Raw genomic sequence first — 20400 nt, 5'->3', positions numbered from 1 at the left:
TGACACCACTCATCCGCCCACTTCCCGGCGGTTCGACGCGAGCGCCGGGAGTCGCGAGACGCGCCGTGCTCGTCGCGGGGAGCGACGCGTATATTCCGGGGGCGCGAGTACTCCGTGCCGTATGGCGCATCGCCTCGCCGCTCGCCGGGACGCGCTCGCGCCCGTTCAGCGCGACCGCGTCGCACTCGCGCTCGTCGTCTTCGCCGTCCTCTTCGGGCAGGTCCTCCTCTACCCGGGCGTCACCGACCTCGTCGCGGCGCTCGGCGCGCACGCGGGGAGCGCGACGGGCGCCCTCGACGCGAGCGCGTGGTTCCTCGGCGCCGAGTTCGTGGGCTTCGTGCTCTGTGCCGGCCTCTGGGGTCACCTGAGCGACCGCACCGGCCGCCGGACGCCGTTCGTCGTCGCGGGCGCGCTCGGCGGCGCGCTCGGCTATCTCCTGCTCGTGTTCCTCGGCCGTGGCGGCGCGCTCGCCTACGAGTGGCTCCTCCTCGCGCGCTTCGTGCAGGGAGCGTTCACCATCGGCGCGTTCTCGCTCTCGATGACGATGCTGATGGACCTCGAGGGCGGGCACGGGAAGAACATGGGCGCCGCCGGCATCGCCATCGGCTCGGGGACGGCGCTCGGCGCGCCCGTCGGCGGCCAGCTCTACGAGATGGGCGTGTTCGTCCCGCTGCTCGTCGCGGGCGGCGCGCTCTGCGTCGCCGCGCTCCTCGCGACGCGCGTCGCCGACCGCGCCCCGTCCGGGACGACGACCGGGCTCGGGGACGCGCTCGCGCGCCTCCGGGAGACGCCCGCGCTCTCCTTCCCGTACGCCTTCGGCTTCATGGACCGGCTGACGGCGGGGTTCTTCGCACTCGTCGGCACCGTCTACTTCCGCGAGACGTTCGGCCTCGACGCGGGGAGCGCCGGCCTCGTCCTCGGCCTCTTCTTCGCGCCGTTCGCGCTCCTCCAGTACCCGATGGGCGTCCTCTCCGACCGCGTCGGGCGCAAGCTTCCGGTCGCCGTCGGCTCGCTCTGCTACGGCGCCGTCGTCGTCGCCGTCTACCTCGCGCCGACGCTCGCGCTCGCCGCCGTCGCGATGGTGTGTCTCGGCGTCGCGGGCGCGTTCGTCTCCCCGGCGACGATGGCGCTCGTGACGGACCTCGCGAACGAGGACGACCGCGGCGTCGCCATGGGCGGGTTCAACGTCTTCGGGAACCTCGGCTTCCTCGGCGGGTTCGCGGTCGGGAGCGCCGTCGTCGAGGCGGCGGGCTACGGCGCCGCCTTCCTCACCGCCGGCCTCCTCGAGGCCGGGGTGGTCGCGCTCGCGCTCCCGGCGTTCCTCCGACTCGACCTCCCCGGTTCGCCGACGAACCCGGAGTAAACACTATTGACAGAAATTCCGGCGGAAACGGCCGCCTCTGGCGTTACAACGCGACCCGAGGGGAGAGGGTTTATCACTTCCCCGGTTCTACGACCGGACCGAATCATTCATGACCGATACCACAGCGAGCAAGAATCGGTGGCTGATCGCGATCTCCGCCGTCGCGATCCACCTCTCGATTGGTGGGATCTACGCGTACAGTATCTATCAGATACCGCTGAACGAGGCGCTCGGCTGGGACAGCTCCAGCGTCTCGCTGGCGTTCTCCATCGCCATCTTCGTCCTCGGGATGACGGCCGCCTTCCTCGGTAGCTACGTCGAGAAGTACGGCCCACGGAAGGCCGGATTGGGCGCCGCCGTCCTCTACGGCCTCGGCACCATCGGCGCCGGTCTCAGCGTCCAGATGGGGAGTCGCACGCTGTTCTTCATCACCTTCGGCCTCATCGGCGGGATGGGCCTCGGTCTCGGCTACATCTCCCCCATCGGGACGCTCCTCGAGTGGTTCCCGGACCGTCGCGGGATGGCGACCGGTCTCGCCGTCATGGGCTTCGGTGCCGGTGCGCTCCTCACCGCGCCCGTCGGCAACGAGCTCATGCTTCGCTTCAGCACCGGCAGCGCCCAGTACACGCAGGGCGGCATCGCGACGACGTTCTTCACGCTCGGCGCGCTCTACTTCGTGCTGATGGCGCTCGGCGCGAGCTACCTCGCGAAGCCGCCGAAGGACTGGCTCCCGTCGGGCATGGAGCAGACGGAGTCCGCGGCCGAGGAGGCCCGCTCCGCGATCTCCGGCCTCAGTAACCTCACCGCGCGCGAGTCCCTCCGGACGCCGCGCTTCTACATGGTGTGGCTCATCATCTTCATCAACGTCTCGGCGGGCATCATGCTGCTCGCGTACGCCTCGCCGATCCTCGTGCAGCTCGGCGGCGCGACGACGACGACCGCCGCGTTCATCACCGGCTACATCGGCATCTTCAACGGTGGCGGCCGCATCTTCTGGTCGAGCCTCTCCGACTACGTCGGCCGGACGACGACCTACGGCGCGTTCTTCGCCATCCAGATCGTCGCGTTCTTCCTGATGCCCCAGATCACGGGCGTCTGGGTCCTCGCGGCGATCCTCTTCGCCATCATCACGTGTTACGGCGGCGGGTTCGCCTGCCTCCCCGCGTACCTCAGCGACCTCTTCGGGACGAAGGAGGTCAGCGCGATCCACGGCTACGCGCTCACCGCGTGGGGCTTCGCCGGCGTCGCCGGCCCGACGCTCGCCTCCACCATCCTCGAGTCGACGGGGAGCTACACGACCGCGCTCTACATCATCAACGTCGTGCTCGTCGTCGGCCTCGCAATCGTGCTCCTGCTGCGCTGGCGCATCGGCAAGCTGCAGGACATCGGCACCGCAGCGTCGATCTGAGCTGACGACACTCGCGGTTCGCGGATTCGGCCGCACCCCGCTTTTGCGCACCACGCCCACGGTGGCGTGTGCTACCGCACCACACGAAATTGGGGGTGTGGACCCGAACGTTTTTACTTTAGGTCTGCCTAAACAGCGCCAATGACTCCCACGCGCCGGTCGACACGCACCGAGCACACGGAGGATACCGCAGACCACCCCGACTTCGACGCCGACCAGACCGACACGCCGACCGTCAACTGTCGGGAAGTGCACGGCGAGCGCCGCGTCTTCACCGAGAGCGGCAACACCGACGGCTGGATCGCCACCGACCTCACCGTCGAACTCGAAGAATAGCGCGCGTCAGTCGCGGCGGACGAGCGTGTCGTCCGCCAACATCTTCTCCACGTCGTGCGCGTCCACCTCGACCGTCCGGAGGTGCCCGCGCACGAGTTCGAGCGTCGCCTCGTCGCCGAGTTCGGCGGCGAGTTCGACGTGTTCGCGCATCTGGGCCGCGAGCGTCGCGTACCCCTCGAGGTCGTTCGCGAGCGAATCGCGGAGGCTGTAGACGTCGCCCGCCTCGATGCCGATGGGCGTGTGCTGGCGGAACCCCATCGGGCCGTTGACGGGGACGCCGCCGAGCGCGTGCACGCGGATCGCGAGGTCGTCCGTCATCTCCGCGAGGCGGTCCGCCGCGCCCTCGAGGAACTCGACGACCGGACCGACCTCGGCGCCCTCGAGCGTCCAGTAGTGCTTGCGCACCTGATTGAAGAGGATGTAGAGGCCGGCGAGGTCCGCGTTCAGCGCCTCGACCAGCCGCTCGGCGGCCGCCGGGTCGATACGGAGGTCGTTCCCGCCGACGGTGCCCCACTCGCGTCGCAGGGCGTCCTCGCCGGGGTTGCGGAGGTGTGGCGCGCTCATCGGTGCATCGCCTCCGTCGTGACGAGCGTGTCGTCCGCGAGGAACTCCTCGATGTCGTGGGCGTCGTCCTCGAGGTCCTCGAGGTGCTCGCGGAGGAGTTCGCTCGTCGCCTCGTCGCCGAGCTCGTCAGCGAGCGCGACGTGCTCGCGCATGCTCGCGACGAGCGTCGCGTACGCGTCGAGGTCGCCCTCGAGCGACGCGCGCAGGTCGAAGAGGTGCTCGGCCTCGAGGTGGACGGGCGAGTACTCCTGGAGCTGCGGGGGCGTGCTCGCGGGGACGCCGCCGAGCTGCGTGATGCGCTCGGCGAGGTCGTCGTTGATGGTGCGCGCGCGCTGATAGCCCCGCTTCAGGACGTCCGCGACGTCCTCGTGCTCGGCGCCCTCCGCCGTCCAGTAGTGCTTGCGCAGGAGGTAGAAGAGGTTGAACGCGCCCGCGTGGTCGGCGTTCAGCGCCTCGACCAGCCGCTCGGCGTCGGCCCGGTCGATGCGGACGGCGTTCTCCTCCATCGTCCCCCACGCCTGTCGGACGGTCGCGCCCTCGAGGTCGTGGACGAGTCGCCCGTGCTGTGGACTCGTCATCTCACTGGGTCGCGCTCTCGAGGACGAGCGTGTCGTCCTCGAGGTAGTGGTCGATCTCGTGGGCGGCGTCCTCGAGGTCTTCGAGGACGTCGCGGAGGAGCTCGCTCGTCGCGTAGTCCCCGAGGTCCTCCGCGAGGCCGACGTGCTCGCGAACGGACTCGATGACGTCGCCGTACATCTCGCGGTCGTTCTCGAGCGACGTGCGGATGTCGTAGACGTCCTCGCCCTCGAACTCGACGGGCGCGTGCTCCTCGAGGGTCGCGGGACCGCTCACGGGGACGCCGCCGAGGGCCTGGGCGCGCTCGGCGAGGTCGTCCGCCGCGTCCTCCGCTTCCTCGGCCTTCTCGCCGAGGAACTCGTGGAGGTCGTTGAACTCGGCACCCTCGACGTTCCAGTGATGCTTGCGAAGCTGGTGGTAGAGGACGTACGACGCGGCGAGGTCGACGTTCAGCGCGTCGACGACCTGCTCTGCCTTCTCCTGATCGAGTCGGAGGGCGTTCTCTTCGACGGTACCCGCTTCGCGGCGAATCGTCTTCTGGGTGCTCATTGCGTTCCATAGTTGGTCCGCCACCCACTTAAAGGTTCTTGCATCAGAAACAAAATTTTGCACTACCTAAATTTCGGTTCGCCTAAAACAACTCCAACTTTCTCGCCGGGGTCGTCGTGGCTCGCAGCTGACTCGTTACGCGCCGCCTCACAGCACTCCCTCCGGGCGCCTCAGTTCAACGGATCCGCGAGCGCCTCCCGAATCGGCGTCTCCCCGCTCAGCACCTCGAACGTCACTCCGTACGTCGCCTCGGCGTCGAGCGCCGCGACCAGGGTCGCCGCGACGTCCTCGCGGGGAATCGTCGCTTCCGACCGGTCGAGATGGCGACCGACTCGGACTCGCCCCGTTCCGTCCGCGTTCGTCAACGCCCCCGGTCGCAGCACCGTCTCCGTCAGCGCGCTCTCGCGGAGGTACTCGTCCGCTTCGGCCTTCGCGCGCAGGTACTCGCGCAGCTCGACCGGGCTCTCCTCCGGTCGGTCGGCGTTGATCGAGGAGAGCATCACGAAGCGCTCGACGCCCACCTCCTCGCAGACGTCCACGCAGTTGATCGCGCCGTCCCGGTCGACGCCCCACACGTCCTCCCCGCCGGAGCCGGCGGCGAAGATCAGGGCGTCACAGCCCGCGAGCGCGTCCTCGAGCTCTTCGGGGTCGGTGACGTCCCCGGCGACCGACTCGGCGCCGAGCGCCTCGATGTCGTCGCGATAGGCCGCCTCGCGCCCCATCCCGACCGCCTCGTGGGCGTCGTGCTCGGCGAGGAGTCGCGTGACGTGCTGTCCGACCTGTCCGTGTGCGCCGGCGACGAGAACGCGCATGCGCGACCCTACTCACGGGCGCGTGAAGAACGCCGTGGCCACCCGACGCTCGCGCTCGGGGGCCGCGAAGAACCGGGAGAAATCGGTCGTCGGCGCGGGCGAGCGCGCGTCCGCGCTCCCGCGTCCGTCGCCGACCGCTCCGCGCTTACTCGGTGAGCTGGACGACGTTGCCGTTCCGGGAGATGTGGAGGTCCTCGCCGACCGTGTAGCCCTGCGTCTCCGCGAGGTCGACGTACGGCGCGATGCCGCTGAGGGACTGGTGGGCGGGGATGATGTTCTCCGGCTGGACGGCCTGCAGCATCCGGTAGTGGCCCTCCTCGCGGAGGTGGCCGGAGACGTGGATGTCGTCGTAGATGCGCGCGCCCTGCATCTTCAGGAGCTTCTCGGCGGCGTAGCGCTGGCCCTCGTTCGTGGGCTCGGGGATGACGCGCGCGCTGAAGACGACCTTGTCGCCGTCGTCGAACTGGAACGGCGTCTCGTCGCGCGCCATCCGGGTGAGCATCGCGCGCGGCTCGCCCTGGTGGCCGGTGACGACCGGGAGGAAGTTGCCCTTCCCTTCGTTCATGATGCGCTTGAATGCGCGCTCGCGGGAGCGCCGATGGCCGTAGATTTCGAGGTCGTCCGGGATCGGGTAGCCGAGGTCGCGCGCCGTGTTCGTGTACTTCTCCATCGAGCGCCCGAGGAGGATGGGCTTGCGGCCGATCTCCTTCGCGAACTCGACGATGCTGGAGACCCGGGAGACGTGACTGGAGAACGTCGTCGCGACGATGCCGCCCGTGTAGTCCTCGAAGCTCTTCAGCGTGTCGTGGAGGTGCTTACGCGCGACGGACTCGCTGGGCGTGCGACCCTTCCGGCCCGCGTTCGTGCAGTCCTCGATGTAGCAGAGGACGCCCTCGCGGCCGAGCTCCTCGAAGCGCTCCATGTCGAAGGGGTCCTCGAGGACGGGGTCGTGGTCGATGCGCTTGTCGAGGCCGTAGACGACCGCGCCCTCGGGCGTGTGGAGGACGGGACTGACGGCGCCGACGATGGAGTGCGTCACGTGGACGAACTCCATGTCGACCTCGTCGCCGATCTCCATCGTCTCGCCGGCCTCCATCTTCACGAGGTCGTTGTCGACGTCGAACTTCGACTCGTCGTCGATCTCCTGGCGGACGAGCTCGATGGTGAACGGGCTGCCGACGACCGGCGCGTCGTAGCGGTGCGCGAGCTTCCCGATGGCGCCGATGTGGTCGAGGTGGCCGTGCGTCGGCACGATGGCCTTCACGTCGCCCTCGAGTTCGCTCATGACGCGGTCGTCCGGGATGGCGCCCATGTCGATGAGGTCGAGGCTGTGCATCTGCTCCGTCCGCACGTCGTCGTGAATCAGGACCTGCGAGAGGTTGAGGCCCATGTCGAAGACGACGATGTCGTCGTCCATGCGGACGGCCGTCATGTTGCGGCCGACTTCCTGATAACCGCCGATTGTCGCGATTTCGATTTCCATAGGTATGTGGCCGATCAATGCGTTCCGACGGTGACGCGTGCGACCGGCGTCGACGCACAGCCCACCCGACCGCCGCAGTCGAACATGGCTGTGCGTCCGCGCCGAGCGTCAGTGCCGCGGACCGCACGTCTTTCGGATACGCGACTAAACGAGGCCGGGGCTTAAGAGCTTCAGGGTTCCGTCTTGAGAGTCTCACCCACGCGTCCCGCCCGCGCTCGGACGCGGCGCTCACGCGACGGCGCGATACGGCACGTGCGGGCCGCGAGCGTGGCGCCGTCGCGGTCGCCACAGGGCGGCCTCCGGACGACTATCGAGGCCACAATACCCCTCCTAGATGGGTTCTTGGAGTGGGCGGTCCACGTCGCGGTATGCCTCGCGTCGTCCTGCTGTCGTGCCCGGTGTGTGACTCGATGCGCGCGTTCGACGAGGACCTCGACACGCTCGAGCGTCCGACGCTCCTGGACGCCGCCGACGAGCACCTCGCCGAGCACCGCCTCGACGAGAGCACGCGCGCGCTCCGGAAGCACGAGGCCGTCGCGACGGCGGAGGAGCGCCTCGTGCCCGACCCGGAGCGCGACGCCCTCCCGACGGACGGGTGGCTGGCCGCCCTCCCGGCCGAGGGGTAGTCCACAGCCCCGTTCGCGCCCGCCGTCACGACTCGCGTCCCCCACCGTTCGGTCGCCGACCGCTCTCGCCCGCCGCTTCTGTCACTGGGGTATAAGGACTCGGGGGTGGTAGTGCCGGACGAGTACACGCTATGACGGAGACGATTACACTCGAGGAGGCGAGGGACGTGATAGAGGCGGCGGAGGAAGCGGCCGAAGAGATGGGGTTGGCGATGGTGGTGACGGTGGCGAACCCGGCGGGGAACCTGGTGGCCCAACACCGGATGGACGGGGCGTGGCTGGCGAGCGTTTCGATTTCGCGGAACAAGGCGTACACGGCGGCGGCGCTCCAGATGCCCACCCACGAACTCGCTGACCCCACGCAGCCGGGCGAGTCGCTGTGGGGGCTCCAGACGACCGACGAGAACCGCCTCGTCGTCTTCGGCGGCGGCTATCCCCTCGAAGCGGACGGCGACATCGTCGGTACCGTCGGCGTCAGCGGCGGCGAGGTCCCACAGGACATGGCCGTCGCCGAAGCCGCCGTCGACGCCTTCGAGGACCTGCGTTAGGGCGGCCCGCGCGCCGCGAGCGGCGGCCATCGGTGCTGCCGACTCGACATCGACGGCCCGAACGGGGTTCCGCGACGCGAACCTACTTGCTCCTGCGTCGGGACACCACACACCATGGAGTACACGACGCTCGGGAACACGGGCACGACGGTGAGCGAGCTCTGTCTGGGCTGTATGAGCTTCGGGAGCGGCGACGACTGGATGCTCGACGAGGCGGAGTCGCGGGAGATAATCGAGCGGGCCATCGACCTGGGGATCAACTTCTTCGACACGGCGAACGTCTACTCGACCGGCGAGTCCGAGGAGATTCTCGGAACCGTCCTCGCCGACTACGAGCGCGACGAGCAGGTGGTGGCGACGAAGGTGTTCGGCGAGATGGGCGAGGACCCGAACAAGCAGGGCCTCTCCCGGAAGGCCATCGAGCAGGAGTTAGAGAACTCCCTCGACAGGCTCGGCATGGACACCATCGATCTCTACCAGATTCACCGCTGGGACTACGACACACCCATCGAGGAGACGCTGAAGGCCCTCGACGACGCCGTCCGCCGTGGACAGGTGCGCTACGTCGGCGCGTCGTCGATGTGGGCCCACCAGTTCGCCGACGCCCTCCACACCAGCGACGCACTCGGCCTCGAGCGCTTCGCGACGATGCAGAACTGCTACAACCTCGGCTATCGCGAGGAGGAGCGCGAGATGCTCCCGCTGTGTGAGAAGGAGGATATCGGCGTCATCCCGTGGAGTCCGCTCGGCGCGGGCTTCCTCACGCGCCCCCACGAGGAGTCGACGGCGACGACCCGCGGCGAGCACGAGGCCGAGTACGGCGTCCCCTACCTCGAGGGTGGTGGCGAGGAGATCAACGAGCGCGTCGAGGAACTGGCGGCTGAGAAGGGGCTGACGATGGCGCAGGTCAGTCTCGCGTGGCTCCTCCACAAGGACTGGGTGGACGCACCCATTGTCGGCACGTCGAGCGTCGAGCACCTCGAACAGGCCGTCGAGGCCACCGACGTCGACCTCTCGGACTCCGAGATGGCGTACCTCGAGGAGCCCTACGAGCCGATGGAGGTCTTCGGGCACGAGTAACCGTCGTTCTGAGCGTCAGCGAAGAACGACGAAAAAGCGAGCGCTGGACGGAGTGAGGCGCGAGTGAACGCGGTTCCTCACTGTGTTCGGAACCGCGAACAAACGAGCGGGAGGGAGCGGAGCGACCGATACGCGAGTAAATCGTTGCGAGCGGTGTGCGGAACCGCGACGAGTGCGGACCGGAGAGGCTCTAGTTCTCGTCGAGGAACTCCTCGATGGCGTGGCCGCCCTGGAACCCCTCGGCGAGCGTCGCGACGACGTCGCCGTCCTCGATGAGGACGAGCGTGGGGACGCTACGGACGTCGTAGCGCTCGACGAAGTCGAGGTCGTCGCCGGCGTTCGCCATGGCGACGGTGACGTCGTCGCGGGCGCGGGCGACGTTCCCGAGAACGGGCTCGATGGCGTTGCAGAGCGTGCAGCCGGACGTGTAGAGGTCGAGGAGGACGCGGTCTTCGCGGTCGAGGAGGTCGTCGAGGGCGTCGGTGTCGTCGAGGCGGACGACGGGCGCTGTCTTCTGCATGGTCTTGCGTACGCGCTGCACGGCCATCAACCCGTTCCGTGGGTCGCTACCACGCGACGTGGAGGAGGACGTAGACGACGACGCCGAGGCCGAAGGAGACGAGCCAGAGCGACGCGGCGACGCGCCCGACGCGCGGGTGGTTCGTGCGCGGGAGGTCCGCGACCGGCCGGGTGAGCGCGAGCAGGACGACGTAGTAGAGCAGGGGGATGCAGACGATGGCGAGGAAGACGTGGACGGCGAGCACGGGCAGGTAGACGTACTGCTCGACGACCGCCGGGCCGGTGAACGGCGTCGGGCCGCGCAGGCTGACGCGGTAGAGGTAGCCGACGAGGAAGAGCGCGAAGAGGCCGAGGCCGGCGAGCATCGCGCGCCGGTGGCGGTGGACGTCACCGCGGCGGATGGCGCGCCAGCCGACCGCGACGACGACGAACGCGACCGCGCAGATCGCGGCGTTCAGCGTCGGAATCAGGGCGAGCACCCAGTCCGGTGCGACGGGGAGGAGCGCGGACGGGAGCGCGCCGAGGACGGCGCCGAAGACGAGCGCGAGCGAGACGGCGCTCAGGACGGCGGTCGCGGCGGGGACGTGGTCGGCGAGTGGGTGGTCTGACATCGCGGATGGTCGTACCCGGTGCTTCTGGCGCCTCGACAATCAACGCTTCCGTCGCGACCCGCCGTCCTCATTCCTCCTCGACGCCCTCCGGCGACGGGACGACGAGGACGGGCACGTCGGCGAGGCGGACGACGCGCGCGGCGACGCTCCCGAGGAGGACCCGTGAGACGCCGGTCCGGCCGTGCGTCCCCATCACGATGCAGTCGACGTCGTGCTCGCTGGCGTACTCGACGATGGTGGTCACCGGCGACCCGGTGAGGACGGCGGTTTCGACGTCCCGAACGCCGTCCGATTCGGCGGCGTCGGCGATGGCGGCGACGGCCTCCTTGCCCGCGTTCTCGAAGGCTTCGAGGGTGCTCGTCGAGAGCTCGGCGGCGAACGTCCCCGGGTCGACGGCGTGGACGACGTGGAGCGCCGACGACGTCTCGCCGGCGAGGGTGATGGCGTCGCGCGCGGCGGCCTCCGCGTAACCGCTCCCGTCCGTCGGCACCAGCACCCTCTCGACGTCCGGGTCCAGCGCGGTGTCGCCGCGAACGGTGAGGACCGGAAGCGTGGATTCGCGGAGCGTCCGCTCGGTGACGCTCCCGAGTCTGAGGCGCTCGAGGCCGGTTCGGCCGTGCGTCCCCATGACGACGCAGTCGGCGCCCGCCTCCTCGGCGTGACGCAGGATCGCCTCGTGCACGGGGCCGTCGGCGTCCACGACCGCGCTCTCGAGGGCGACGCCGAGGTCGTCGGCGCGCGCAGCAACCCCTTCCGGGACGAGCGCCGCCCCGTCGAGGCCGCCGTCGTCGCCGGTCCGCACGTGGCGGACGGTGACGTCGGCGCCGAGTTGTGCTGCGAGCTCGACGGCCGACTCGATGGCGGTCGCCGAGACGTCGCTTCCGTCCGTCGGGCAGAGCAGTCGCGAGTACATGGGTGAGACGACGCGCCCGTGGTACGTCAGTCCATGCCCCGGCTCTCACGCGGCGGGAACGACGCCTACACCGGGACGAGCAGGACGGGGACGGCGCGCGTCTCGAGGACGGCCTTCGTCATGCTCGCGTGGGTGACGCCCTCGACGGCGGTGCGTTCGACGGCGCCCATGACGACGTACTCGTACTCGCGCCCGGATTCGAGGACGGCGTCCGTGAGGCGTTTCTGGGGCGAGACGTTCGTGTCGTCGGAGAAGGACTCGCGCTCCTCGACGGCGACGTCGGCCGTGACGCCGGGCGCGACGCGTGCGAGGACCTCTTCGGCCTCCGTGCGGAGCGCCGCCGCGTCCTCCTCCTCGCCCTCCTGCACGTGATAGACGTAGAGGTCGTGCCCGCTCGCGGACGCCTGTCGCGCCGCGAACTCCAGTACCGCCGTCCGTCGCTCCGGCTCCCCGTACGCGACGAAGATGGTTCCCATACACCGCCCGTTCGAACGGTCGGCCCTTTAGCGGTTCGGCGGCGACCGCTGCGTCGGGATAGAGTTACGGTGCCGGGCGCCGACGACTGCGACGTATGACGGCAGACCTCTCCTTCGACGTGACCGCCGCCGACGCCGAGACCGGCTCGACGCTCGTCGTCGGCCAGTCACAGCCCGGGTTCGCGGGCGTGACGGCCGCCGACTACCTCGTCCGCCACCTCGAGAGCACCGAGGCCGGCCACGTCTCCTCGGCCGACATCCCGGCCATCGCACCCGTCCAGGACGGCACGCCGCGCCATCACAGCCGCCTCTACACGCTCGCGAACGCCGACATCAGCGTCCTTGTCGGCGAGCTCTTCGTCCCCGGGGCGGCCGCGCGCTCCTACGCGGACGCGCTCCTCGCGTGGGCGGAGGCGAACGGCATCGCGGAGGTCGCGGTCCTCCACGGCGTCCCGTTCCAGCACGGCCCCGACGAGCACGCGGTCTTCCACGTCGCCACCGACGAGTACCGGGCGAACCGCCTCCCCGAGGGCGTCTTCCGGCCGCTACCGGGCGGGTTCCTCGACGGCGTCGTCGGCGAGCTCGTCACGCGCAGCCTCGAGGACCGGGCGCCCGACGTCGGCGTCTACGTCACGCCCGCGCACCCGCCCGGCCCCGACGTCGACGCGGCGCTGATGCTCATCGACGCGCTCCAATCGGTCTACGGCGTCGACGTCGACGCGTCCGAACTCGAGGAACTCAGCGAACAGCTCCGGAGCTACTACGCGCAACTGGCGAACCGGACCGCGAGCGCGGCCGAGGAGGAACCGCTCTCCGGCTACGGCTACGACGACACCACCTACATGTGAGCACTCAGTCGTCGAGCGCCCGCCGGATCCCCCGGGTTTCCTCGCGGATCGCCCGCCACTGCTCGACGGTACCCGGAATCGCGTCTCGCGACCCGGACTCGCCGGCGATGCCGTCGCTCTGCGTGGCGCGGTCGACGAGCGCGCGCACCTCGCCGGGGTTCGGAACGCCCCGGAAGACGAGGTCGCCGCCGCCCGCGAGCTCGAACGCCACGCTCCCGTAGTCGAAGAGCGACCCCGTGAACGACTGCGTGTACGCGCTGTTCTGGACGGTTTCGAGCGCGGCCTGCGTGACCGAGCGCGAGAGAACGCCCGTCTTCACGTAGAGCGCGTCGTCGCTCACGACGTACTGCGTGTGCCGGTTGACGAGGTAGCGCCACGCCGCTATCGCCGCCCCGACGGGGACGAGTGCGAGCGCGAGCGGCGTCTCGACCAGCCAGCCGACGACGCCGGCGACGGCGAGCACGCATCCCACGAGCACGGCCGGGAGGATTCGCGTGAGTCGCGGGCGCGCCGTCCACGCCACCGTCTCGTCGGCCGCGAGCGGCACCGCCGCATCGACGCCGTCGCGTGATGCCTCCCCCGCGTCCGTCATCGCTCCGTCCCGTCGGCGTCGGCGCTCGTGGGCGCCATCCCGTCCCCATCTGCCTCGCTCACGTCGGCGTCGCCACCGCTCGTGTCACCCTCGTGCTCGCCGTCGCTCACGTCCCCATCGCGCGCTTCGAGCGCCCGGCGGATCGCGCGGAGTTCGTCGCGGACGTCGTCGAGGACGTCCGCCGCCGTCTCCTCGTCCTCGCCCGCCCGCTCGCCGCGCGCGGCCTTCACGCGCTCGTTGATGCGCTCCTGGACCGCACGCGGGTCCGGCACCGACTGGAACCGCATCTCGACGCCGGAGCCGCCCGCCGTCGAGACGTCGACGGTCCCGTAGCCGAAGCGCGACCCGAAGAACCCCTGGCTGTACGAGGTGTTCTGCACCTTCCCGAAGTCGATGCGCTGGACGTCGCGCGAGAGCACGCCCGACTTCCGGTAGAGCGCGTCCGTGGTGACGACGTACTGGGTGTTCTCGCGGTTGAGGTAGGCGCCCGCGATGACGAGCAGGCCGACGAGGACGAGCGAGAGCGGGACGCCGACGACGAGCGCCGGTATCAGACTGCTCTCGTGGGGCTTGCCCGCCCAGACGACGGACTCGTCGGCGTCGAGCGTCAACCAGTCGAGCGTTTCGGGGTCGAGGGTACCGTGCTCGGCCATACACGTCGTTCCCCGGACGCCGACAAGAAACTTCGCCCGACGCGGCGTCGAGTCCGACGAGTGGAAACCCGCCCGGCGCTAACGCGTCCGTATGCCCGAGACGATTCGCGGGACCGTCCTCCACGTCGTCCCACCAGCGGACCTCGACGACCACGACCTCGACCCCGAACTCGCCGCCCTCGCGGCGGGCCACACCGTCGCGGTCTGTCGACGCGGCGGCGACCCGTCGCTCCGCCAGCGCCTCCGCACCTTCCTCACCGGCGGCACCATCGACGCCGTCACGGTCGTCCTCGACTCCACGCCCGAGGAGGGCGACTCGCTCGCCGTCACCGCGCGCGAGACCGACCTCGCGGGCGTCTACGACGCGACTTAGTCGTCGCGGACCGTGACGACGGGGACCGGCGAGGTGCGGACGGTCTGCTCGGTGACGCTCCCGAGGAGGACGCGCGCGACGCCGCGTCGCCCCGTCGTCCCCATCACGACCGCGTGGACGTCCTCCTCGGCGACGGCCTCCCGGATGGCGTCCGCCGGCGCGTCGTGGATGACGTGTCCGACCGCGTCGAGGCCGCGCTCCTCGGCCATCCCGACCACGTCGTCGACGGCGTCCTGCGCGGCGGCCTCCAGCTCGCCGCTCACGGCCGCCGAGCGCACGTCGATGCCGAGCGAGTAGTCGTCGATTGCCGAGAGCACGTGGACGGTGGCGTCGAACGCCTCCGCGAGCGCGAGGCCGTGCTCGGCGGCGCGCGCCGCCCGCTCGCTCCCGTCCGTCGGGAGCAGGACGCGCTCGTAGGGGAACGCGAGGCGCTCGCCGTCGGGCATCCGCGCGGTGAGCACGGGCACCTCGGAGAGACGCACCACTTTCTCGGTGACGCTCCCGAGGAGGTGGCGCGCGAGGCCGGTGCGGCCGTGCGTCGGCATCACCACGAGGTCGAAGCCCTCCTCGGCGGCGTACTCGACGACGGTCTCGGCCGGCCCGCCCTGCACGACCACGGTGTCGGCCTCGACGCCGAGCGTCCCGAGGGTGTCGGCGGCCTCCTCGACGATCCCTTCGCCCTCCCTGACGAGCGCGTCCACGACGGAGCGCCCGACCGTGGTGACGCTGTCCCGCGTCGTGTCCGCGACGTGGAGCACGCGAACGGTGGCGTCCGCCCACTGTGCGAGTTCGGCCGCGTGATGGAGGACGGCGCTCGCGCCATCGCTGCCGTCGACCGGGAGGAGTACGTCGTCGTACATACGGCGCCGATACGGCCGACCGCGTGTAAGGTGTTTCCCCCGCCTAGCGCACGAAGCGCGCCGCGATGGCGGCCGCGCGGTCCGAGCTCAGCGACGTCGCCGCCCCCATCGTTCGCGGGAGCGTGAGCGTGACGACCGTCCCTCGGGGGTCGCGCTCGGACTTCGAGAGTTCGCCGCCGGAGCGCGCACACGCCCACTGCATCACCCAGAGGCCGAGGCCGGAGCCGTGCCGGAGCGGCGCCTCGTCGCCGGCGACGATGGGGTCCCATTCCGCGTCCGGTATCCCGGGGCCGGCGTCCGCCACCGAGATCTCCACGCTGTCCGACTCCGCGTCGCACGTGACGTCGACCGCGACCGTCGGCTCCCCGTCGTCCGCGTGGACGACGGCGTTCTCGACGGCTTCGGTTATCGCGTCGCGAATCGCGGGGACGGTCTGCGCCCACGCGGTCTCGGGCGCGTCGACGCTGATCGACGCCTCGGGATGGCGGGTGCGCGCCTCCTCGACGACCTCCGCGGTGATCGCGGTGACGTCGCGCGACGCGACGGTGTCGTCGAGGTGGCGCAGCCGGTCGACGTGCTCGGAGAGCGAGTGGAGGCGGTCGGCGGCGTCGCGGATCGCGCCGAGCGCGCGCGCCTCCCCGTCGTCGTCGGCCTCCACCTCGCGCGCGTACCCCTGGATGACGGTCAGCTCGTTGCGGAGGTTGTGCCGGAGGACGCGCTCGAGGACGGCGTGCTCCTGTTCGAGGATGAGCGCGCGCGTGAGGTCGCGCAGGACGAAGACGGCGGCGCCCTCCCCGTCCGGGTGCGTCATCGGCGACGCCCACAGTTCGACGTCGAGGAGGGTGCCGTCCCGGTGGCGGCGCTGGGTGCGCGCGCCCTCGACGCGCCGGCCGGCGTCGAGGCGGGCGAGGAACTCCTCGCGCTCCGACTCGCGCGCGGGCGGCACCATCGGCACGGGTTCGCCGAGCACCTCCTCGGGGGTGTAGCCGAACGTCTCCTCGGCGGCGGCGTTCCACAGCGAGACGGTGTCGTCGCCCTCGACGACGACGACGGGGAGCGGGACGTTCTGAACCACGGTCTCGAAGCGCTCGCGGTGTGAGGCCGCGCGCGCCATCTCGCGGTGCATCAGCGCGTGATAGCCGCCGACGACGGTCCCGCCGAGGCAGCCGAAGACGGTGAACTGGAGGACGAAGAAACGGGGGTTCGTCACCGGGCCGGTGGTGAGTCGCCCGAGGAGACTGAGGAGGGTGAGGGTGGCGAGGAACCCCGCGCCGAGGAGCGTCCAGCTGAGGACGCGGCGCTGCTCGCTCGGCGTCCACTCGCGACGCACGGTCAACGCGCCGGCGGCGGCGACGAAGAGCGCGGCCGTTCCGACGTAGGCGGCGTGGAGGGCGCTGACGGGGTCGGTACCGGAGTGGAGGGTCAGTGCGATGGTCGCGGTGAACAGGAGGCTTCCGAGGAGTGCGAGCGCGATGCCCGCGTCGGGCCGCCACCGAAGCGTGCTCACCGTTCCCGAGCCGTTCGGTCGTTCATGATTCTCTGCTCTGGACGTCCCGTAGTCTCTCCGGGTATATGTCTCCTCGGTGTTTTTTCCCGCGTCGAACCGGCGCGCGCGGAGGCGGTGAGCGGCGTGACGGTGACTCCGCGAGGCATTTAGTGTGCGACGCCCACCCTCGAGTATGGACGCAGACCCGGACCCCGAGGAGGTTCGCCGCGACTGGGCCGAGCGCGAGGGGGAGTTCTCGCCGCGCTACTACGCGCACCTCGGTCCGAACGAGGTGAGCGAGACGCTCGCCGAGGTGCTCTCGCACTACGTCACCGAGGACGCCGATATCCTCGAACTCGGCTGTAGTTCGGGGCGCCACCTCGAGCACCTCCGCCGGCAGGGGTTCGAGAACCTCACCGGCATCGACCTGAACGACGAGTCCTTCGAGGTGATGGCCGAGGAGTTCCCGCGCCTCCATGAGACGGGGACGTTCCACGTCGCCGCGCTCGAGGAGTACCTCCCGGACGTCGCGGACGGCGCGTTCGACGTCGTCTACACGGTGGAGACGCTCCAGCACGTCCCGCCGGAGGACGCGTGGGTGTTCGAGGACGTCGCGCGCGTCACCTCGGACCTGCTCGTGACGGCGGAGAACGAGGGGAACGGCCCGACGCGCGGCCGCGAGGACACCGACGTGAGCTTCGTGAACGACGAGTTCCCGCTCTATCACCGCAACTGGAAGGACGTCTTCTCCGAGTTCGGCCTCGCGCAGCTCATGCGCGAGCCGACGAAGCGCGACACCATTCGGACCTTCCGAAAAGTCTGATCAAACATACTGTCCAGTAATACTGGCTGACCTAGCTGGACGAGCCGACCGGGACGATTACGCTCGCATACCGTCTCGCCGGAAACCCTGTTTATACCCCGTCGGCGACCCGACGTGTACGCATGCCTTCGGAGATGACCGCATACGTCGTCGAGGAGTACGGTGACCCGGACGTCTTCACCGAGCGACGCGTCGACGTCCCCGACCCCGCACCGGACGAGGTTCGCGTGGAGGTCGCGGCCTCCAGCGTCAACCCCGTCGACTACAAGATCCGACAGGGGGCCATCCCGGACTTCACGCCGCCGCTCCCCGCGACGCTCGGCTGTGACGTCGCGGGCGTCGTCGACGCCGTCGGCGACGACGTCGAGCGCTTCGAGGAAGGCGACGAGGTGTACGGCATGCCGGGCGGCGCCGGCCGGCAGGGCGCGCTCGCCGACTACGCCGTCGGCCACGCCGGGACGTTCGCGCACGCCCCCGATTCCATCCCGCTCGAGGACGCCGCCGCGCTCCCCGTCGTCGCGCTCACCGCCTACGAGATGCTCGCCGACAAGACCACCGTCGACATCGGTGAGGACGTCCTCGTCTACGGCGCGAGCGGCGGCGTCGGCCACATCGGCGTCCAGCTCGCCGACTGGTTCGGCGCGGACGTCACCGCCACCGGCTCCACCGAGGCGAAGCGCGACCTCGCCGCCGAACTCGGCGCGGACGCCACCGTCGACTACACGACCACCGACGTCGCGGACTACGTCGCCGATCACACCGACGGGGCGGGCTTCGACACCGTCTTCGACCCCATCGGCGACGACCACCTCCAGACCGCCTTCGAGGCCGTGCGGCCCTTCGGGAGCGTCGTCACCACCGAGTCCTCCTCCACGCAGGACCTCGCCGCGATGCACGCGAACTCGCTCGAACTCGGCGTCGTCCTCGTCATCCTCCCCGTCCTCCTCGGCGAGCGCCAGGAGCGCATCGGCGCGGAACTCGCCGACATCGCCGCCCTCGTCGACGACGGCGCCGTCGAACCCGTCATCGACGAGCGCTTCGCGTTCGCCGACGTCGCGGACGCCCACCGCCGCGCCGAGTCCGGCGACTTCGTCGGGAAGCTCCTCCTCGTCAACGAATAGACGGCGCGACGTCGCGCCCGTGACCGGGCGCTTATGCCCGTGGCTCCCCAATCGGGACCATGACTTACGATACCGTCGTCTTCGACAACGACGGTGTCCTCGTCGGTCGGACGCGCTTCGACGTCCTCCGCGACGCCACCGCGGAGACGTTCGCGCAGTTCGGCGTGACCGACCCGGACACCGAGCACGTCGAGGACATGGCCGTCGGCGCCACCCCCGAGCGCGTCGACGACGTCTGCACCGTCTACGACCTCGACCCCGAGACCTTCTGGCGGACGCGCGACCGCACGCTGTCGGCGGCCCAGCGCGTCGAAGCCCGCGAGGGCCGCAAGACGCCCTACGAGGACATCGACACGCTCGCCGACCTCGACGCCGACCTCGGCGTCGTCAGCTCGAACCAGCAGGAGACCGTCGACTTCCTCGTCGAGCACTTCGGGCTCGACGCGTTCGTCGACACCGCGTACGGCCGCGAGGAGACCATCGAGAGTCTCGACCGCCGGAAGCCGAACCCCCACTACGTCGAGCGCGCGCTCGCGGACCTCGACGCTGACTCGGCGCTCTTCGTCGGCGACAACGAGTCCGACATCGAGGCCGCCGAGAACGCCGGCATCGACTCGGCGTTCATCCGCCGCCCGCACCGCGACCGCTGGGAGCTGAACGTCTGGCCGACGTGGGACATCGACTCGCTCGAGGACCTCCACGACATCTGCGCGCCCTAACCCGCGTCCCGACACGCCTTTTCGACGGCCGGTCGTAGCGCCGCGCATGGACGAGGGCATCCACCCGGACGCGCGCGCCGTCCTCGAGCGCCGGCGCTCGCTCGGACTGACGCCGGTCCACGAGCAGGGCCGACACCGAGTGCGCCTCCTCGAACGCCTCACGAGTCGCATCGGCGACGGCGGACCCGAAGTCGCGGCGACCACGGACCTGACGGTGCCCGGCCCCGGCGGCCGCGTCCCCGTGCGCGCCTACCGCCCGGAGGGCGAGGGGCCGTATCCGACCGTCGTCTACCTCCACGGCGGCGGCTTCGTCTTCGGGAGCATCGCGTCGCACGACGCGCTCTGTCGCACGCTCGCGAACGCGAGCGACAGCGTCGTCCTCTCCGTCGACTACCGCCTCGCGCCCGAACACCCGTTCCCGGCGGCCGTCGAGGACGCCTACGCCGCGACCGCGTGGGCGGCCGATAACCCCGACACGCTTCGCTCGACGGGCGACCTCTCGGTCGTCGGCGACAGCGCGGGCGGGACGCTCGCCGCCGCCGTCGCCCTCGTCGCCGCCGAGCGCGCCGCCGGTGTCGAGCGCGACGGCGTCACCGTCGCGGCGGACGCCGTCCCCGATATCGACCACCAAGCCCTCCTCTATCCGAGCGTCGGCGTCGCGGAGCGGCAGGCGTCCGTCGAGGCGTACGACGGCCTCGTCCTCACGCGCGAGGACCTCGAGTGGTTCGGCGACTGCTACTACGGCGACGACGCCACCCGACGCCACCCTTACGCGGACCCGATTCACGCCGACGACCTCTCCGGCGTCGCACCCACGACGGTGCTCACCGCCGGCTTCGACCCGCTTCGCGACGGCGGGCGCGCGTACGCCGCGCGACTCGTCGAGGCCGGCGTCGACACGGCGTTCGTCGAGTACGAGGACATGATCCACGGCTTCGCGACCGACCTCGAGCGAATCGGGCGCGCCCGCGAGGCCGTCGAGCGCGTCGCCGCCGACCTGCCCTAGCGCGCGACTCGCGCGCCGGGTCGGCGCACCGGGCGATGTCGGGGAACGCGGCGAC

The 20400-nt window shown here is 70.4% G+C and carries 25 protein-coding genes; 12 read left to right on the top strand and 13 right to left on the bottom strand.

Going from position 1 to position 20400, the window contains the following annotated elements:
• Window positions 1-121: 121 nt before the first annotated feature.
• The 3 genes from EFA46_RS12275 (at window position 122) to EFA46_RS12265 (ending at window position 3107) form a co-directional block, all read left to right on the top strand.
• Complete coding sequence (locus tag EFA46_RS12275; RefSeq protein WP_123077866.1) at window positions 122-1363, top strand: MFS transporter; 1242 nt, start codon at window positions 122-124, stop codon at window positions 1361-1363.
• 109 nt (window positions 1364-1472) lie between these two features.
• Window positions 1473-2771 carry an OFA family MFS transporter gene (locus EFA46_RS12270; protein WP_123077864.1) on the top strand — a complete coding sequence of 433 codons (1299 nt, stop codon included), beginning with the start codon at window positions 1473-1475 and terminating at the stop codon, window positions 2769-2771.
• A 141-nt stretch (window positions 2772-2912) separates the two neighbouring features.
• Window positions 2913-3107 carry a hypothetical protein gene (locus EFA46_RS12265; protein WP_123077862.1) on the top strand — a complete coding sequence of 65 codons (195 nt, stop codon included), beginning with the start codon at window positions 2913-2915 and terminating at the stop codon, window positions 3105-3107.
• Window positions 3108-3113: 6 nt separating this feature from the next.
• Here EFA46_RS12265 and dpsA (EFA46_RS12260) read toward each other — a convergent pair whose 3' ends face one another.
• From dpsA (EFA46_RS12260) to EFA46_RS12240, 5 genes are all read right to left on the bottom strand, one after another.
• Window positions 3114-3671, bottom strand: a complete 558-nt coding sequence (dpsA, locus tag EFA46_RS12260; RefSeq protein ID WP_123077860.1) for a DNA starvation/stationary phase protection protein DpsA — start codon at window positions 3669-3671, stop codon at window positions 3114-3116.
• Window positions 3668-4249: a DNA starvation/stationary phase protection protein DpsA gene (dpsA, locus tag EFA46_RS12255; protein ID WP_123077858.1), complete on the bottom strand. Its 582-nt coding sequence runs from the start codon at window positions 4247-4249 to the stop codon at window positions 3668-3670. The genes dpsA (EFA46_RS12260) and dpsA (EFA46_RS12255) overlap by 4 nt, the downstream gene beginning before the upstream one ends.
• Window position 4250: 1 nt before the next feature.
• A complete protein-coding gene (dpsA, locus tag EFA46_RS12250) occupies window positions 4251-4796 on the bottom strand; it encodes a DNA starvation/stationary phase protection protein DpsA (protein WP_123077856.1) in 546 nt (181 codons plus the stop codon).
• 170 nt (window positions 4797-4966) lie between these two features.
• The gene (locus tag EFA46_RS12245; RefSeq protein ID WP_123077854.1) at window positions 4967-5608 is read right to left on the bottom strand and encodes an SDR family oxidoreductase; all 642 of its coding nucleotides are present in this window, start codon (window positions 5606-5608) and stop codon (window positions 4967-4969) included.
• 145 nt (window positions 5609-5753) lie between these two features.
• Entirely contained in the window at window positions 5754-7091 is a 1338-nt protein-coding gene (locus tag EFA46_RS12240; RefSeq protein WP_123077852.1) for an RNase J family beta-CASP ribonuclease, read from the bottom strand.
• A gap of 368 nt (window positions 7092-7459) precedes the next feature.
• Between EFA46_RS12240 and EFA46_RS12235 the strand changes: the two genes are divergently transcribed.
• From EFA46_RS12235 to EFA46_RS12225, 3 genes are all read left to right on the top strand, one after another.
• Window positions 7460-7717, top strand: coding sequence for a hypothetical protein (locus EFA46_RS12235; protein WP_123077850.1), 258 nt, complete (start codon window positions 7460-7462; stop codon window positions 7715-7717).
• Between the two features lie 131 nt (window positions 7718-7848).
• Window positions 7849-8265 (top strand): heme-binding protein, encoded by a 417-nt coding sequence (locus EFA46_RS12230; protein ID WP_123077848.1) that lies wholly within the window; start codon window positions 7849-7851, stop codon window positions 8263-8265.
• A 114-nt stretch (window positions 8266-8379) separates the two neighbouring features.
• The gene (locus tag EFA46_RS12225) at window positions 8380-9345 is read left to right on the top strand and encodes an aldo/keto reductase (protein ID WP_123077846.1); all 966 of its coding nucleotides are present in this window, start codon (window positions 8380-8382) and stop codon (window positions 9343-9345) included.
• A gap of 190 nt (window positions 9346-9535) precedes the next feature.
• Here EFA46_RS12225 and EFA46_RS12220 read toward each other — a convergent pair whose 3' ends face one another.
• The 4 genes from EFA46_RS12220 to EFA46_RS12205 form a co-directional block, all read right to left on the bottom strand.
• Entirely contained in the window at window positions 9536-9865 is a 330-nt protein-coding gene (locus tag EFA46_RS12220; protein ID WP_123077844.1) for a thioredoxin family protein, read from the bottom strand.
• Window positions 9866-9911: 46 nt separating this feature from the next.
• Entirely contained in the window at window positions 9912-10475 is a 564-nt protein-coding gene (locus EFA46_RS12215) for a DUF420 domain-containing protein (RefSeq protein WP_123077842.1), read from the bottom strand.
• A gap of 67 nt (window positions 10476-10542) precedes the next feature.
• On the bottom strand, window positions 10543-11388 hold the full coding sequence (locus EFA46_RS12210) for a universal stress protein (RefSeq protein WP_123077840.1): 846 nt from the start codon (window positions 11386-11388) through the stop codon (window positions 10543-10545).
• Between the two features lie 65 nt (window positions 11389-11453).
• Window positions 11454-11864, bottom strand: coding sequence for a universal stress protein (locus EFA46_RS12205; RefSeq protein WP_123077838.1), 411 nt, complete (start codon window positions 11862-11864; stop codon window positions 11454-11456).
• A 95-nt stretch (window positions 11865-11959) separates the two neighbouring features.
• Between EFA46_RS12205 and EFA46_RS12200 the strand changes: the two genes are divergently transcribed.
• Window positions 11960-12712, top strand: coding sequence for a proteasome assembly chaperone family protein (locus EFA46_RS12200; RefSeq protein ID WP_123077836.1), 753 nt, complete (start codon window positions 11960-11962; stop codon window positions 12710-12712).
• Between the two features lie 4 nt (window positions 12713-12716).
• Here the strand turns inward: EFA46_RS12200 and EFA46_RS12195 are convergent, their stop codons facing one another.
• On the bottom strand, window positions 12717-13304 hold the full coding sequence (locus EFA46_RS12195; protein ID WP_123077834.1) for a PH domain-containing protein: 588 nt from the start codon (window positions 13302-13304) through the stop codon (window positions 12717-12719).
• Entirely contained in the window at window positions 13301-13957 is a 657-nt protein-coding gene (locus EFA46_RS12190) for a PH domain-containing protein (RefSeq protein ID WP_123077832.1), read from the bottom strand. Before EFA46_RS12190 ends, EFA46_RS12195 begins: the two co-directional genes overlap by 4 nt.
• Window positions 13958-14048: 91 nt before the next feature.
• Here EFA46_RS12190 and EFA46_RS12185 point away from each other — a divergent pair, with 91 nt between their 5' ends.
• Complete coding sequence (locus EFA46_RS12185; RefSeq protein ID WP_123077830.1) at window positions 14049-14330, top strand: hypothetical protein; 282 nt, start codon at window positions 14049-14051, stop codon at window positions 14328-14330.
• Here EFA46_RS12185 and EFA46_RS12180 read toward each other — a convergent pair.
• Together EFA46_RS12180 and EFA46_RS12175 are read right to left on the bottom strand one after the other, a co-directional pair.
• Window positions 14327-15190 (bottom strand): universal stress protein, encoded by an 864-nt coding sequence (locus tag EFA46_RS12180; RefSeq protein WP_123077828.1) that lies wholly within the window; start codon window positions 15188-15190, stop codon window positions 14327-14329. The two genes, EFA46_RS12185 and EFA46_RS12180, sit on opposite strands and share 4 nt — an antisense overlap.
• A gap of 43 nt (window positions 15191-15233) precedes the next feature.
• A complete protein-coding gene (locus EFA46_RS12175) occupies window positions 15234-16697 on the bottom strand; it encodes a PAS domain S-box protein (protein ID WP_176969886.1) in 1464 nt (487 codons plus the stop codon).
• 172 nt (window positions 16698-16869) lie between these two features.
• Between EFA46_RS12175 and EFA46_RS12170 the strand changes: the two genes are divergently transcribed.
• From EFA46_RS12170 to EFA46_RS12155, 4 genes are all read left to right on the top strand, one after another.
• Window positions 16870-17499, top strand: coding sequence for a bifunctional 2-polyprenyl-6-hydroxyphenol methylase/3-demethylubiquinol 3-O-methyltransferase UbiG (locus tag EFA46_RS12170; protein WP_123077822.1), 630 nt, complete (start codon window positions 16870-16872; stop codon window positions 17497-17499).
• 122 nt (window positions 17500-17621) lie between these two features.
• Entirely contained in the window at window positions 17622-18620 is a 999-nt protein-coding gene (locus tag EFA46_RS12165) for a zinc-binding dehydrogenase (protein WP_123077820.1), read from the top strand.
• A gap of 59 nt (window positions 18621-18679) precedes the next feature.
• Window positions 18680-19339 carry an HAD family hydrolase gene (locus EFA46_RS12160; RefSeq protein ID WP_123077818.1) on the top strand — a complete coding sequence of 220 codons (660 nt, stop codon included), beginning with the start codon at window positions 18680-18682 and terminating at the stop codon, window positions 19337-19339.
• A 46-nt stretch (window positions 19340-19385) separates the two neighbouring features.
• Window positions 19386-20345 carry an alpha/beta hydrolase gene (locus EFA46_RS12155; RefSeq protein WP_123077816.1) on the top strand — a complete coding sequence of 320 codons (960 nt, stop codon included), beginning with the start codon at window positions 19386-19388 and terminating at the stop codon, window positions 20343-20345.
• Window positions 20346-20400: the final 55 nt, after the last annotated feature.

It is taken from the genome of Halarchaeum sp. CBA1220 (assembly GCF_003721175.2).
Classification (GTDB): domain Archaea; phylum Halobacteriota; class Halobacteria; order Halobacteriales; family Halobacteriaceae; genus Halarchaeum; species Halarchaeum grantii.
The sequence above is the reverse complement of the archived record's forward strand: the minus strand, read 5'-3'. Positions and strand labels throughout refer to the sequence as shown.

What these genes read in the sequence shown, in the direction of transcription:
- EFA46_RS12155 (WP_123077816.1), top strand. Translation starts at nt 19,386, where the DNA reads ATGGACGAGGGCATCCACCCGGACGCGCGCGCCGTCCTCGAGCGCCGG.
- EFA46_RS12230 (WP_123077848.1), top strand. Translation starts at nt 7,849, where the DNA reads ATGACGGAGACGATTACACTCGAGGAGGCGAGGGACGTGATAGAGGCG.
- dpsA (WP_123077858.1), bottom strand. Translation starts at nt 4,249, where the DNA reads ATGACGAGTCCACAGCACGGGCGACTCGTCCACGACCTCGAGGGCGCG.
- EFA46_RS12160 (WP_123077818.1), top strand. Translation starts at nt 18,680, where the DNA reads ATGACTTACGATACCGTCGTCTTCGACAACGACGGTGTCCTCGTCGGT.
- EFA46_RS12245 (WP_123077854.1), bottom strand. Translation starts at nt 5,608, where the DNA reads ATGCGCGTTCTCGTCGCCGGCGCACACGGACAGGTCGGACAGCACGTC.
- EFA46_RS12200 (WP_123077836.1), top strand. Translation starts at nt 11,960, where the DNA reads ATGACGGCAGACCTCTCCTTCGACGTGACCGCCGCCGACGCCGAGACC.
- EFA46_RS12215 (WP_123077842.1), bottom strand. Translation starts at nt 10,475, where the DNA reads ATGTCAGACCACCCACTCGCCGACCACGTCCCCGCCGCGACCGCCGTC.
- EFA46_RS12195 (WP_123077834.1), bottom strand. Translation starts at nt 13,304, where the DNA reads ATGACGGACGCGGGGGAGGCATCACGCGACGGCGTCGATGCGGCGGTG.
- EFA46_RS12275 (WP_123077866.1), top strand. Translation starts at nt 122, where the DNA reads ATGGCGCATCGCCTCGCCGCTCGCCGGGACGCGCTCGCGCCCGTTCAG.
- EFA46_RS12220 (WP_123077844.1), bottom strand. Translation starts at nt 9,865, where the DNA reads ATGCAGAAGACAGCGCCCGTCGTCCGCCTCGACGACACCGACGCCCTC.
- dpsA (WP_123077860.1), bottom strand. Translation starts at nt 3,671, where the DNA reads ATGAGCGCGCCACACCTCCGCAACCCCGGCGAGGACGCCCTGCGACGC.
- EFA46_RS12265 (WP_123077862.1), top strand. Translation starts at nt 2,913, where the DNA reads ATGACTCCCACGCGCCGGTCGACACGCACCGAGCACACGGAGGATACC.
- EFA46_RS12180 (WP_123077828.1), bottom strand. Translation starts at nt 15,190, where the DNA reads ATGTACGACGACGTACTCCTCCCGGTCGACGGCAGCGATGGCGCGAGC.
- EFA46_RS12240 (WP_123077852.1), bottom strand. Translation starts at nt 7,091, where the DNA reads ATGGAAATCGAAATCGCGACAATCGGCGGTTATCAGGAAGTCGGCCGC.
- EFA46_RS12185 (WP_123077830.1), top strand. Translation starts at nt 14,049, where the DNA reads ATGCCCGAGACGATTCGCGGGACCGTCCTCCACGTCGTCCCACCAGCG.
- EFA46_RS12205 (WP_123077838.1), bottom strand. Translation starts at nt 11,864, where the DNA reads ATGGGAACCATCTTCGTCGCGTACGGGGAGCCGGAGCGACGGACGGCG.
- EFA46_RS12210 (WP_123077840.1), bottom strand. Translation starts at nt 11,388, where the DNA reads ATGTACTCGCGACTGCTCTGCCCGACGGACGGAAGCGACGTCTCGGCG.
- EFA46_RS12190 (WP_123077832.1), bottom strand. Translation starts at nt 13,957, where the DNA reads ATGGCCGAGCACGGTACCCTCGACCCCGAAACGCTCGACTGGTTGACG.
- EFA46_RS12270 (WP_123077864.1), top strand. Translation starts at nt 1,473, where the DNA reads ATGACCGATACCACAGCGAGCAAGAATCGGTGGCTGATCGCGATCTCC.
- EFA46_RS12170 (WP_123077822.1), top strand. Translation starts at nt 16,870, where the DNA reads ATGGACGCAGACCCGGACCCCGAGGAGGTTCGCCGCGACTGGGCCGAG.
- EFA46_RS12235 (WP_123077850.1), top strand. Translation starts at nt 7,460, where the DNA reads ATGCCTCGCGTCGTCCTGCTGTCGTGCCCGGTGTGTGACTCGATGCGC.
- EFA46_RS12165 (WP_123077820.1), top strand. Translation starts at nt 17,622, where the DNA reads ATGCCTTCGGAGATGACCGCATACGTCGTCGAGGAGTACGGTGACCCG.
- EFA46_RS12225 (WP_123077846.1), top strand. Translation starts at nt 8,380, where the DNA reads ATGGAGTACACGACGCTCGGGAACACGGGCACGACGGTGAGCGAGCTC.
- dpsA (WP_123077856.1), bottom strand. Translation starts at nt 4,796, where the DNA reads ATGAGCACCCAGAAGACGATTCGCCGCGAAGCGGGTACCGTCGAAGAG.